Source organism: Rubrivirga sp. (assembly GCF_049648075.1).
GTDB lineage: Bacteria > Bacteroidota > Rhodothermia > Rhodothermales > Rubricoccaceae > Rubrivirga.
This window is the reverse complement of the sequence record NZ_JBARYR010000231.1, coordinates 1-12,913: the sequence shown is the minus strand read 5'-3', so window position 1 is coordinate 12,913 and position 12,913 is coordinate 1. Positions and strand designations below refer to the sequence as shown.

Sequence of the window (12,913 nt, the reverse complement as noted above, 5' to 3'; positions counted from 1 at the left end):
GAACGGGGAGGGTCCGGCCGGCCGCCGCCGCCTCCCTCCGGGCCCTACGTGATGAGATCGGGAGCCAGCTAGACCACCGGGCGGAGCGGGCTGCCGTAGAGACGGGGCGGGCCCGGCTCGCATTCGCCGTCCTGGTTGCGGAGGCCATCGACTCTGAACGGGCCGGCGGGCCATCTTGTGATACATCGATCCTGCCGGCTCTCAGAGGACTATGGGGAGTCGTCAGGGAGGGGGCTGGCCCCGATGCCTTACGGGCGAGGCTGGGGGCCCTAGGGATAGAGGAAGGGGTACGCCCCCCAACCCTGCCCGCCGACATCTGGAAGACGCAGGTCGAGGCCGTCGCCGCCGCGTTGGAGAACCGGGCCCCGGATCTCCGGCTGGCTTTCGAACTGCACGCGCGGGCGAGGGCCTGCAAGACAGTGCTGAGAGCCGCCGCGTACGGAGACGCCGTGCCGATGTGGGGCCGGCGCCTCCGGGGGGACCACGCTGTTGAACTAGGGAGGCAACTGTTCCGAGACCCAGCATGGCGACGTGGCAAACTCGCCTTCCAAAACAAGCCCGTCGAACGGATCGGGGCTTTGTGCGAGTGGGGCGCCGAACGATTCGCGTCGGACGAGACCTTGGACGATACAGAGCGGGCCAGTGTGCAGGGGGAGGCAGTCCGCCGGTATTTGAAGCGGCATGGGTACTGGAAGCCGGCACGGTTGGGACCCTCCGAAGCGGAGGCGGTCCAGGAGTTAGCCGTCCGACTGGTCCGGGCCTGGCAGGATTGGGTACAGCGGTACGAGTAGAGCGGACAGGTGGCCGGAGAACTTGGGCGCACGTGTCCTCTCTCGGGCCGGTCTCGGCCGGTTCCTTTGCGAATGCATCCAACCCCCCGTGTTCATGGAGTCCGTCGTTATCGTCACGTCCAAGGGTCAACTGACTGAAACCGTGGAGGCCGCCGTTCAACGGGCTGTGTCCTGTCTTGGGAAGCCGACCAGGGACCACCCGCCGAAAGCGTTCCTGACGAACCGTGAGGCTCAGGAGTATCTCGGGCTGAGCAAAGCGACGCTGGCCCGCTACCGGGCGGACGGGACCCTGCCGTACAGCAAGGTCGGACAGTCCGTGTTCTACCGGCTGGCCGATATCGAAGCGGTCCTGGAACGCCATGCCGTAGCGAGCCCGACGGCCGCCGCCTAGCCCGAGACGGAGGCCGCCCGCCCCGTCCGAGACCGACCGCCTGTTCGGTGGCGGGCACGCACTGCCCCTTCGAGAATACCCCGGACGTCCTGCAAGACGCCGGGCCGGGGGCGATCCGAGATCGCGGGGACGCAAGACACTAAGCCTGTTCTCACTGATCGCTCCCGAAGGGGCTGAACCATGTCCACACGATACGCTCGCCTGACCCCGCCCAACCTCTCGGGCCTCTACACCTGCTCCGGGTCCCGGCTCGTTCGAGCCCATGGCCTCGCCCTCACGATCTGCCCCACCGTACGGCTTCGTCGCTCGCATCGGGACTCCGACCGCTACCTCACGTTGGCGAGGCCGGGGGATCGGCCGCCCGACATTCTCGGGAGCCTGTACGGGGATCGGGCCCAGTCCCGGGAAGACCTCCACGGCGCGGAATTTGACGACAGGCCCGGCGGCCGACGCTACGGGTTCTCGATCGCTGGTCCGGGCGTCTACGACCTCGCCCGCGTCCGTCGCCAGCGGAAGCGGGCGGGTCGGTGATCCGCCTGGACTCCCTTAGGCTCCGGCTTCCGGCCGAAGCGACCCGGCTAGATGTCGCCGCCTTAGCCTCACACCCGGAGACCCGTCAGGACTACCGGCCGAACGCCCAGCGCCCCCAAGATTCGCTGACGCTGGGAGGATCTGACTTCCTCGGGTTCGGGTTCGGACGGCTCCGTTTCTGCCGGCTGGCTGGGAGCGTCCTTATCGACGCTTCCGCCCGCTGCCTTGGAAACGAGTACGGGCGGGGCGTCACTCTGGACACGGTCGAGCTGGCCGCCGCTGCCCTCTCCTGTTCCGGCTTCCTTGACGTGACGACCGAAGCGATCCTCGACGCCGACGTGACACGGGCCGATGCTTTCGTGAACGTCCCCGTCGGGCTAGACAACCTAAATGACGACTTTGCCGCACTGCGCACGCTCCGAACGCACCCGGCCTGGCCGATGAAAGAGAACGGGTGGAGGCCGTCAACGTCGCTCCGGTGGACACGCTCAGGAGGGGAGAAGCTTCGGGCCTACGACAAGGGGACAGAACTCGCGTCGGCTCGGTCCCGAGACTTCGCGCGGACGCTCAGCCGGGAGACACAACGGGCCTTCTCAGGGGTGATTCGGGTTGAACGGGAAGCCCAAGGGAACGCGAGATCTCGGGCCCTTGCCTCCGTCGCCGTTCACGGCCCGTTCGCCACGCTCCGAACGGTCCTTGAATCGACGCGGCCAGCTGTCGCGGAGACGTTCGGGGGCCTCCGCCGTCCGGCCCTCCAACGCGAGTTGTTTGACCGCTCCGAACGCTACGCCGAAGCGATTCGAGAGGCCGAGGGCTGGCCCCTGGGGACTCGCCTTGCTCGTGCTGTGCTGGAACGGTTCGGTCTTTCAGTGCTCTGCACGGAGGCCAACGGGGAGCTCGACACGCTGAAAGACTGGGCCCGCCGCTGGGCAGGGAGCAAGGCATACCGGCTGTATCCCGAGATCGAAGCGTGCGTGCGATCCTACCACGCGGGCCCGGACGCTCAGCAGCGAGGCCGGCTGGAAGCACGGCTGGACACGTTCACTGCCCGGCTCCGCGACCTGTCCTGATTTAGCCCGCCCAGTCACCGCTGCCGGCTTGCTAGCGACGTCTCTTGTAGCACGTCGTGCTACTCCCCAAAAATGGGGTTCTAGTTCGAAAGCGAGAGGTGCGTGGGGTGGTCAGGTATCGATACTGAAAGGGGGGGGCGTAGACCGAGAGTGTACCGAGAGTGGACAGGAGCGAGACGATATCTCCCGAAGATCAATCCACCGGACGGTAGTACGGTGGTGGTACGATGGTAGTACGGTCGGACCATGTCGACGAGCCGATCACGATCGATCCAATCAAGTGGTTAGCTCCGTCCGGGCTTGAACTATGTAGCGGCCGTGGTTCAGGTGAGATCCAGCCTCAGACACTGCCTTCACCGACCTGTGTACTAAGCCTGCCATGAATGAAACACCCCCCCAAGCGATCAGGGTGGCAGGATCTGTAACTCCTAACAGAGCTGCCGTACCCATCCCAGAGCCAAAGACTTCGTAGCCGGGAGTCTCGATCTCCTTAGCGACCGATTCCATAAATCTGGGAATCCTCGACTCTTGCATGAGTCGAGTGAGGTCATTCACCTCCCGAGCTAAACGCTTTGTTTCATTGTTTAGGCTCCTGAGAGGAGATCCCGATCGAGCAACTGACTCGCACAGCTCGTCTATATGTCCTCTGAGTGCATGGAGATTGTCTCTCCGTCTTGCTTTGAAATCGAGAACCTGATCCATGGGTACCGACGACAAAGGCACCGGTATGCCTTCTAGCAGTTCGACTGCTAACCTCTCGGGTTTTGGATCGGAGTCTGGTGATTTGAGGCTTCCTCCCAAGGACTCGAACGGACCTGCCAACCCCTGATCGAGATAACAAACATCCCACTCCGGCTGGTTTCGGATACGTTTGAGAGTTTGGTGTATACCTGCGTACAAGGAAGGTGCTAGGTGACCGGCCAGTGTCGCTGTGTGCATACCTGGTTCAACACCGATCGACCTCAGGTATCTCTTCATTTTGGCGTTTGAGGGATATTCTATTTCCGCCAAAGCCTCAGACAGCCACGGACCCGTGGCTGTATTGGTATGGGATATGTGGTAGCGGTATTTCTTCCCGTATGGATTGGGAGTGCCTCTGACCTGGTTGTACGTGTGCCTAGCGTATGCCGCGACCGGGTCGGGATTGGCAAATGGCGTCGATACCAGGTGGCCCCTATCCCTTAGCTCCACTAAGTCTGGGTGGTGCGCTGGGTCGAATGACGTAGAAGGGTCATAGGAGTTGGCGTGTACGCTTTCGACAACCTCAGCCGTCATGCCCTTGGGGAGATCTATGACGTCCCAGTACAGTGAGAGGAATCGGAGCGTCTCAGCTGAAATCATGTTCGACGTCAATGACATCTCAAACGAGTCCTCCGGCCCGAAGGCCCAAACGATGGTGGGCACTGCGAGTACGTGCCTTGTTTCGACCAGCTTGGGAACCTCACTAGGTGCTCCACGCGGTGTAATAGGTCGCATAGCTACGATCGAAAATCCTTCCCGTAACCCTTCCCACCGTAAACCAGATAGCCCCCTAAGTCCTTAGGACTAGGGGGCTTGCCTTGATTCGTGTGTACGCCCGAGAGGATTCGAACCTCTGACCTTTGGTACCGGAAACCAACGCTCTATCCAACTGAGCTACGGGCGCGGCGTAGCTCGAAGATACGGACCGCGCCCTCGCGGGCAACGCCGGTTGGCCAAAGAGGCCGTGAACGCCGGGCATCGTCGCCAGTCTCGCCCTCGAGGACGACGGTTGCAGTGCGGGCAAAAGCCGCCCGGCCGTCCTCGAGGACGGCTTGGAACCACCGAACCCTTCACCGACCGATCCAGACGCCTTCACCGTCCGATCCCGTTCTTAAGAGCCGACGCTACGATCTCATGCCCGTTCGAATCTCCGCCGTCGCCGAGGACTCGATCGCCCAGTCCCTCGGCTGGGCGCCCGGCGACCAGATCTTGGCCGTCAACGGGGAGCCCGTCGAGGACGAGCTCGACTTCCGGTTCAAGTCGACCGAAGACGTGCTGTCTTTGAAGGTGCGGCAGGGCGGGAGCTTGGTCGAGCACACCGTCGAAAAGGAGCCCGACGCGCCGCTCGGAGCCGACTTCGAGGAGTTCAGGATCAAGACGTGTGGCGACGATTGCATCTTTTGCTTCGTCGACCAGAACCCCGTTGGGTTGCGCGACACGTTGTACTTCCGCGACGGCGACTTTCGGATGTCGTTCCTGTACGGCAACTACATCACGGTCACGAACCTCCGCGACCGCGACCTCGAGCGGATCGTCGAGCAGCGCCTGAGCCCGCTCTACGTCTCGGTCCACTGCACCGATGACGATGTCCGTGCCGAGATGATGGGGCACAGGACCCTCCGTGACCGGCAGGCCGAGAAGCTGCGCTACTTCGCAGACAACGACATCGAGCTGCACGCCCAGATCGTGCTCGTGCCGGGCTACAACGACGGCGGACAACTCGCCAAGACCATCCTCGACCTGTACGACCTGCACGAGCAGCTGTACTCGGTCAGCATCGTGCCCGTCGGGCTGACGGCGCACCGGAAGGAGCTCGCTGGGCTTCGGTCGGTGACGCCCGCGGAGACCCGCCAACTCGCCCGCCAGGTCGAGCGGTGGCAGCAGTGGTTCCGCGACCGCATCGGGCGTGGCTTCGTCTACCTCTCGGACGAGGTCTATCTCATGGCCGGTCTGCCGTTCCCGGACGAGGAGTCCTACGACGGCTACCCACTGATGGAGAACGGTGTCGGCATGAGCCGCGACTTCCTCGACGAGCTCGCCTTCCAGGCCGAGGACTTTCCCGACGCGCTCCCCGAGCCACGAAAGGTGACCCTGGTCAGCGGCGAGCTTACGACTCCGCTCTTGCGCGACCGCGTCGTTCCCGCCCTCGAGGGCGTCTCCGGCCTCGAGGCCCACGTCGTCGCGTGCTCGAACCTGCTGTTCGGCGAGGTCGTGACCGTGAGCGGTTTGCTGAACTTCAAGAGCTTCGTCGCCCGCCTGAAGCCGCTCGCCGAGGCCGGTGAGCTCGGGGACTTGGTCGTGTTGCCTCCCGACTGCGTCAACTTCGAGGGGCTGTTCCTGGACAATCGGCCCGGTCAAAGCACCCCTGAGGACTTGAGCCAAGCGTTGGGCGGCCTCGAGGTCGTGGTCTTCGACGGCGACTGGTCGGGCCTGGTGGACCGCCTCGCCGATCTGGTCCCGGCGTAAGCCGGCCTCGAGGTCGCAGACCCGACGTTGGTCCAGTGCCTCGAGGTCGGGTAGGTGCCTTTGAATCCCGACACGCGGTCTTTCGTTGAGGGACGAGCCCACCCTGACAGCGTGCCGGACCCGACAAGCCCCTTGACCTCGACGCGACCTCCGTCCGAGCCTGGATCCGACCTCGAGGGCGGTAGGATCGACGTCGCCGGAGACGAATCCGCCATCGTCGACGCATGGCCGTGGGCGACGCCCTCGAGGCTGACGGGTTGGTTCGAGCGAAACGGCTTCACGCCCATCCTGACGGCGTTGCTGGTCTTCGTCGTCGCCTTCGTGCTGTTCCAGGTTGTGATCGCGCCCATCGTGATCGGAATCGGCATCGCGATCGACTTCGCAAGGAATGGCGAGACGGCTCCGCCTGACATGGGGTCGGTGATGGAGATGGTGATGGAGAACGGTCAGCTGCTCATGACCGCTAACACAGTCGGTCAGATCTTGGGCTTTGCAGTCCTCGCTCTTGTCGTCGCCCGGCTCCACACGCCAGACGTCCGCGAGTACCTCCGTATTCGGCGAGCTGATGCCTCGGCGCTGGGGCTCGCAGCTCTGGGGTGGGCGTGTCTGTACCCGGCCGTCATCTGGACCGGACAACTCAACGGTTCGATCCCACTCCCCGAATGGCTCGAGTCCCTCGAGCAAGGGCAGATCGACATGATTGAAGGGCTGTTAATGGGCGACAGTCTCAGCACAGGGTTCTTGTTTATCGCGCTCGCACTGACCCCGTCCGTTTGCGAGGAGCTCCTGTTCCGGGGGTACCTCCAGCGTCAAGTTGAACGGAGCTGGGGGACGATCATGAGCATCGTCTTGGTCGGCATCTTTTTTGGCCTGTACCACCTCCGGCTGAGTCAGGCGATCCCACTGTCGCTGCTGGGCATCTACCTCGGCTTCGTGGTCTGGGCGACTGGAAGTCTGTGGTCCGGCTTCCTGGTCCACCTGCTCAACAACGGACTCGCCGTGGTCGCCACGAGTGTCGCGCGAAACGACCCGGACCTCGACCTCGAGCTAATCGAGGCGATGGGCATGCCGTGGTACCTTGGCGTCGCCGGTCTCGTGCTGTGCATCGGCGTCTCTCGAGTGTTGGCCGCTCGCCGCCGGGCGGTGGCTGGAGACACGCCCGACGCCCACCCCGTCCGAGCCATTCCCCTCTCCACACCCCATCCCACCCTGTCATGAAAGAGCCCGGAACGACTCCGTCGAACACCCCAGAGGACCGGTCTGCTCGGACCTACGAAGGCTGGATCTCCGTCTTCGAATGCTCGACGGACTTCGAGGCCGATCTCGTCCGCGACCGGCTTGGAGAGTCGGACATTGCGGCCGTTGTGTTGACGCAGCGGGACCACGCGTTCAACCTGAACGTCGGAGATCTCGCTCCAGTCCACGTGATGGTGAAGCCGAGCCAAGAGGAGGAAGCGCGCGCGCTGCTGGCGGAGGCGCCGTTGTCGGATGCCGAACTCGAGGCCGCTGCGATGGAGGCCGACATCTCTGCTCCCGACGCCTACTCTCCTGACGACGAGGCGCGGCTCGACTCGGGCATCGAAGAGATCAGCCTGGACGTCCCCGACGAGGAGGAGTAAGTGTCCAACCTCGCGCAGCGGATTCTGACCGGTGTCGTCGGAGCCGCGATCGTTGTCGGTGCGCTGTGGGTCGGTGGGTGGGTGTTCGCGCTCTTAATGGCCGCGGTGGCCGCAGCAGCGCAGTTCGAACTGTACGGGCTCTTGTCCGCCGGCGAGACCAAGCCACTGGTCGCTGTGGGACTGTTGGTCGGACTGCTCGCGACGCTGTGGCCGGTGCTGCCCATCGCGGCCCCGCTTCTCGTCGTCGGAGTCGTCTTGATCCCGCTGACGGTCTTGTTTCTCCGCCGGGAGTCGCCCCTCTTCGACGCCGCAGGGACGGTGTTCGGCGTGGTGTACCCTGCGGCTCTCGCCAGCAGCATTCTCGTTCTGAGGACGAGCACGGCCGATTGGATGGGCGACGACGGAGCGTTCTGGCTAACGCTGACGGTGTTGTTCGGAGTGTCCGCCGCGGACACCCTCGCCTACACGGCAGGGAGGCTGGTCGGCAGCCGCCCACTCTTCGAGCGTGTCTCGCCCAAGAAGACCTGGGAGGGGTCGGTAGGAGGTCTCATTGGAGGCGTGCTGTTCGTGGCACTATTCAAGGTCTTCGTCCTCGAGGACGCGTTGTCGTGGCTCGACGTGGCCGTGGTCGGTGCCATCGTCGGCGCAGTTAGCCAACTCGGGGACCTAGCCGAGAGTCACTTTAAGCGCTCGGTCAAGATCAAGGACTCGGCGACGTGGCTACCGGGGCACGGCGGGCTCCTCGACCGGATCGACGCGATGGTGATCGCGGTGCCTCTCGTGGCGGTCTACCTCGAAGTCACGAAGGGACTTCTCTAGCTGCGTAGCTGTCCACACCTCTGCAACGCCCTCGAGGACGAGGCGAGTCAAGGGTTGGCGCGTCGTGCGAGTGCTGCGATCTGTTTGAAGGATTGAGCAATCATGCCGCACTGCGGAAACTTGGTTTGCCGCATTGCGTCATAGTGCGTGACCTTCCCCGACATGATGCCACGCCTTATCAAACGCTACGGGAGCCGAAAGCTCTACGACACCTCCGAGAGCCGCTACGTGAGTCTCGAGGAAGTCGCCACCTTCGTCCGCTCTGGCGACGAGGTGCACGTGATCGAGAACAAGACCGGCAACGACGTCACGGCCGCCATCCTCACCCAGATCATCTCGGACGAGGGGAGAAGCGGCAGCGGCCTCTTGTCCTCTGGCTTCTTGCACGACTTGCTGCGAGTCGGGGAGCGCGCCGTCAAGGCTGGAGAAGGAGCCGTCGAGGCCGGCATCACCCAGGCCCGCCGCAACGTGGACGACCTCGCTCGTCTCGCGGCCGACAAGATTCGCCCTCACGCCGGTATCGGCGAGGTCCGGACGGAGATGGACCGGCTGCGAGCTCGCCTCGAGGCCCTCGAGTCCACGTTGTCCGACCTCGACGAGCCCATCAACAACGACTAAGACCGCGACACCGCTCGCAACATCCCCTACCAGAAAAATGACCAACACGACCAAGAACCTCCAGAAGGAGATCAAGAAGACTGCAACCGACGCCCTCGATTCCGCCAAGTCCACGGCCGAGTCTGTTCAGCGCGACCTCGCCGACGCGGCAGGTGACGCACGTGAGGCCGTCCAGAACGTTTTTCTCGCCGGGCTCGGTGCTCTCGCTGTAACGGGCGAGGAGGGATCCAAGATGTTCAAGACCCTCGTCTCGAAGGGCGAAGGTGTGAGCCTCCCTGGGATCGGAGGGGAGCGGATCATGGAGGCTCGGAAGCAACTTTCTCAGCAGGCGGACAAGGCTCAGGACGCCGTCGAGGACGCCAAGAACGGAGCCGTCGATACGGTCGTCGAGACCGTCACGTCAGCCGAGGACCGAGTCCAAGAGGCCGTCGCTTCCGTCATGAAGCGCCTCGGTGTCCCGACCCGCAACGAGATCGCGTCGCTGACCGCTAGCGTCGAGCGTCTGACGGCTCGAGTCGAACGCCTCAAGGAGGAGGCCGCGCCCGTCCTCGAGGCCGACGCCGCCGCCGTCGACTCGGCCCTCGAGGCGCCCGTCCTCGAGGCCGTCGGTGGTGGATGGTACGAGGTCCGCGTGAGCGGTATCGTCGTGGACAAGGTCCAGGGCCGCGAGGCCGCCGAGGCCTCGCTCGCGCGTGTCCAGGCGCAGCGCGCTTAGCCCGTCCCTGATTCCGCCGTCGGGCGGGCGCGGTCTCCGTGCCCGCCCGACCCATGTCTAGACTCCACCATGCAGCTCGCCGATCACAACCGAACCGGATCCGTTGGTCTCGCTCTCGCCGGCGGCGGGCCTGAAGGGGCCATCTATGAGATCGGCGTCCTGCGCGCCCTCGACGACGCTCTCGATGGACTGGACCTGAACGACGTACCCGTAACCGTTGGCGTATCTGCAGGAGCGTTCGTCGGCGCGTCGCTGGCGAACGGGATCACGACCTCGCAAATGGTGCGATCCGTCGTCGGGGAAGAGCCCGTCGAGCACCCGTTTCGGCCGGAGATGTTTTTGTCGCCGGCGTTCGGCGAGTACTTCCGGCGCGGGATACAAGTGCCACAACTCGTCCTCGAGGCCGTCCGCTCGTTCCTCCGCGAGCCCAAGGAATCGAACGGGTTCGTGTCAGAATTGGTGGGGCAACTGAGCCGGGCCTTGCCGGTGGGCCTGTTCGACAACGCACCCCTCCAGGAATACCTCGCCGCCGTTTTCGAGGCGGAGGGACGGACAGACGACTTCCGGGAGCTCAAGAACGAGCTCTACGTCGTCGCGACCGACCTCGACTCGAGCGAGACGGTCGTCTTTGGAGGTGACGACCGCGACTCGGTGCCGATCTCGGTCGCGGTCCAGGCGTCGACGGCTCTTCCAGGACTGTACCCGCCGGTCGACATCGACGGTCGGCACTATGTCGATGGCGTCTTGAACAAGACGGTCCACGCGTCGGTCGCCTTCGACCACGGCGCAGGCCTCGTCTTGTGCGTCAACCCGATCGTGCCGGTCGATACCGCGCGAGCCGTCGCTCACGGCGCGATGCGTCGAGGACGGCTGACGGACCGAGGGATGCCCGGCGTCATGAGCCAGACGTTTCGCACGTTGATCCACAGCCGCATGGGGACCGGCATGGCGTCGTATCGCGAGCGGTACGAAAACGCCGATCTCGTCCTGTTCGAGCCGCGAAAGGACGACTACCAGATGTTCTTCACCAACGTGTTCTCGTTCTCGTCCCGTAAGGACGTCGTGGAGCACGCCTACCGATCCACGCTGGTCCAACTACGAGACCGCGCCCTCGAGGTCGGACCGATCTTGGAGCGACACGGCCTCAGACTGCGCCAGGACGTGTTGGCCCGGCCAACGTTCGACATTTGGGAGAGCATCCAGGACTCGGCTCCTACGAGCTCGTCGTCCTCGACGGCAGCGGAGTTACGGAAGGCGCTGGCGGACCTCGACGAGCTCATCGGGTAGCCCGCCCTCGAGGACGTCTAGGCGTCGATCACGCTGAGGTGGTCGACGATGCGACGGATCCCCGGCTGGGCGGATGCGACCGCGATCAGGTCTTCGCGGACCTGCTCGGAGGCCACGGACCCGTACATCGACACCGCGCCGTCGTGGACGTAGAACGCGATCCCAGCGGATCCAACACTGGCGTTCTCAACTCCTGCCCGTAGACGCTTCGCCAGGGACCGATCGGCGGTCGTCCGTGAGCGTAGCGACAGGCGCTTCTCCACAAGCCCCCGGACGGACTGAGGAAGGCCAGAGCCGAGGATCTGAGACGTAGCGGACACGGGATCGGTAGGGAGGTACCGAACCTCTCGCAAGCCGTATGCCACATCGAGGACGGACCCTCGACAACGACCTCGTCCTCGAGGACGGCTCTCCACGCGGGGGGACCGAGAGCGTTTTGACACGCCGCCGTTCCAATCTGACCCGCGTCTAAAACTGCGACCCGAAGACCGAGGGCCGAACCGTCGAGCGCGGGACGTCGAGCCGGAGCACGTCGCGGAGCAGCCCGCTCTTGACGTACAGCGACACCGAGAACGACTTGGTCTGGCCGATGGGCTGCCAGTTGATCGCCATCTCCCAGCAATGGAGGTCGCGACGCAGGCTCAGCCGGGTCTGGGTGATCTCCCAATCGGTGAGGTCGAGACCGGAGCTTCCGCTGATCGACCAGTTGGGTGTCAGGCGCGCGTTGAACTGGCTCACTCTGAGCGTCGCGGTGGTAACAGCATCCCCGCTGTTTCCAAGCGCGGAACGGTTCAGCGTGACCCCTACTGCGGCCGACCATGGAGCGGAGTAATCGAGGTACCCCACCGGGGCTCGAGCGACCTCGATAGCGCGGGGATCGTACTGCGCTCCGGACGCTGGCGACTCGAAGACGGGGCGCTCGTCACGAGGCGCTGACTGTCGGCTCGTCCGGAACGTGCGGCCAAGTCGGATGCCGAACTGTGTAAGCCGGACGGGACGGCCCGTCGACTCGAAGTAGGTGAGCGGAGTCTGCGTGAGCGTGGTGTCGGGCGCATAAGCCGAGAATCGGGCGTTCCCGTTCGCGCTTACCCCAAACAGGTCCGTATTGAAGCTTGCGTTGACCGGAGAAATCGGAGCGCGGTCTGCGACGAAGTTGTACCCGCTGCTTACCGTGAATGCGAACACCTGTCGCGTCGACCTCGATTCCTCACCTGTGGAGTCCGTGCGGACCGTTCGGGCCACGAACGCATTGTTGATTGTGAGTCCGAGCGTGGCCTGGGGTTGAATTGGAATGTTGAGGACGGGGGTAATGGCGTACCTCTGAGTCGCGCCTAGGGAGTCGGCCTGAACCTCTTGGACGAATCCGAACCGGCGGTAGTCCGGCTCGAACGACATCGACACCCTCGGGCTCACCGTGTGCCTGAGACCATCGAGGGCGCCGACGCGAATGGGGAACGTCCCATACAACTCCGTCGAGGCTGAGAGCGACGCGGCGAGCCGTCGGACGGCTGTGAATCCTGGGTCGCTGGTCTCGACGATCCGCCCGCCCTCGAAGGCTCGCACGGCCCGCTCGCCGGCCCAGCCTTCCGAGTACAAGAGGCTTGGTGACACGGCGAGGTTGAACCGTCGAATGTTGAACTGCGCGCTTATAGGGACGCGCTGCGTGACGCTGTAATCAAAGCGCGTCGCGTCGCAGAGCGGATCGTCGGCCGGGCAGACGCCTTGCTGAAACGCCGATGGGCTGAACAGCGCATCGAGGGCGGAGATGCCCGTCTCGTCCTCGAGGGGCGCGTACTCGAACGCGTTCTGGGCGTTGGCCGAGTACTCGAGGGAGATCGTCTCGTACCACTTGTCGCTTCGTCCTC

The 12,913-nt window shown here is 64.3% G+C and carries 13 protein-coding genes and 1 tRNA gene; 10 read left to right on the top strand and 4 right to left on the bottom strand.

The annotated features are described in order from the left end of the window. The 3 genes from WBA11_RS06745 to WBA11_RS06735 all read left to right on the top strand — a co-directional run. A partial coding sequence (locus WBA11_RS06745) for a hypothetical protein (RefSeq protein WP_424519938.1) occupies positions 1–791 on the top strand: 791 nt, incomplete at its 5' end. A 94-nt stretch (positions 792–885) separates the two neighbouring features. Then, positions 886–1,182 carry a helix-turn-helix domain-containing protein gene (locus tag WBA11_RS06740; protein ID WP_424519937.1) on the top strand — a complete coding sequence of 99 codons (297 nt, stop codon included), beginning with the start codon at positions 886–888 and terminating at the stop codon, positions 1,180–1,182. A 527-nt stretch (positions 1,183–1,709) separates the two neighbouring features. Further along, positions 1,710–2,783, top strand: coding sequence for a hypothetical protein (locus WBA11_RS06735; RefSeq protein WP_424519936.1), 1,074 nt, complete (start codon positions 1,710–1,712; stop codon positions 2,781–2,783). A gap of 276 nt (positions 2,784–3,059) precedes the next feature. Here the strand turns inward: WBA11_RS06735 and WBA11_RS06730 are convergent, their stop codons facing one another. Both WBA11_RS06730 and WBA11_RS06725 read right to left on the bottom strand, forming a co-directional pair. Further along, a complete protein-coding gene (locus tag WBA11_RS06730) occupies positions 3,060–4,187 on the bottom strand; it encodes a DUF6236 family protein (protein ID WP_424519935.1) in 1,128 nt (375 codons plus the stop codon). A 167-nt stretch (positions 4,188–4,354) separates the two neighbouring features. Next, positions 4,355–4,428, bottom strand: a tRNA-Arg gene (locus tag WBA11_RS06725). Between the two features lie 230 nt (positions 4,429–4,658). Between WBA11_RS06725 and WBA11_RS06720 the strand changes: the two genes are divergently transcribed. From WBA11_RS06720 to WBA11_RS06690, 7 genes are all read left to right on the top strand, one after another. Further along, the gene (locus WBA11_RS06720) at positions 4,659–5,990 is read left to right on the top strand and encodes a DUF512 domain-containing protein (protein ID WP_424519934.1); all 1,332 of its coding nucleotides are present in this window, start codon (positions 4,659–4,661) and stop codon (positions 5,988–5,990) included. 111 nt (positions 5,991–6,101) lie between these two features. After that, positions 6,102–7,208, top strand: coding sequence for a type II CAAX prenyl endopeptidase Rce1 family protein (locus tag WBA11_RS06715; RefSeq protein WP_424519933.1), 1,107 nt, complete (start codon positions 6,102–6,104; stop codon positions 7,206–7,208). After that, the gene (locus WBA11_RS06710; protein ID WP_424519932.1) at positions 7,205–7,609 is read left to right on the top strand and encodes a putative signal transducing protein; all 405 of its coding nucleotides are present in this window, start codon (positions 7,205–7,207) and stop codon (positions 7,607–7,609) included. The genes WBA11_RS06715 and WBA11_RS06710 overlap by 4 nt, the downstream gene beginning before the upstream one ends. Continuing rightward, positions 7,610–8,428: a phosphatidate cytidylyltransferase gene (locus WBA11_RS06705; protein ID WP_424519931.1), complete on the top strand. Its 819-nt coding sequence runs from the start codon at positions 7,610–7,612 to the stop codon at positions 8,426–8,428. A gap of 162 nt (positions 8,429–8,590) precedes the next feature. Beyond that, positions 8,591–9,046 carry a polyhydroxyalkanoate synthesis regulator DNA-binding domain-containing protein gene (locus tag WBA11_RS06700; RefSeq protein ID WP_424519930.1) on the top strand — a complete coding sequence of 152 codons (456 nt, stop codon included), beginning with the start codon at positions 8,591–8,593 and terminating at the stop codon, positions 9,044–9,046. Positions 9,047–9,083: 37 nt separating this feature from the next. After that, the gene (locus tag WBA11_RS06695; protein ID WP_424519929.1) at positions 9,084–9,761 is read left to right on the top strand and encodes a phasin family protein; all 678 of its coding nucleotides are present in this window, start codon (positions 9,084–9,086) and stop codon (positions 9,759–9,761) included. Positions 9,762–9,830: 69 nt separating this feature from the next. Beyond that, positions 9,831–11,048, top strand: coding sequence for a patatin-like phospholipase family protein (locus tag WBA11_RS06690; protein WP_424519928.1), 1,218 nt, complete (start codon positions 9,831–9,833; stop codon positions 11,046–11,048). Between the two features lie 17 nt (positions 11,049–11,065). Here the strand turns inward: WBA11_RS06690 and WBA11_RS06685 are convergent, their stop codons facing one another. Then, positions 11,066–11,368: a BON domain-containing protein gene (locus WBA11_RS06685; RefSeq protein WP_424519927.1), complete on the bottom strand. Its 303-nt coding sequence runs from the start codon at positions 11,366–11,368 to the stop codon at positions 11,066–11,068. Positions 11,369–11,516: 148 nt separating this feature from the next. Continuing rightward, on the bottom strand, positions 11,517–12,913 hold a 1,397-nt coding region (locus WBA11_RS06680), incomplete at its 5' end, for a putative LPS assembly protein LptD (RefSeq protein WP_424519926.1).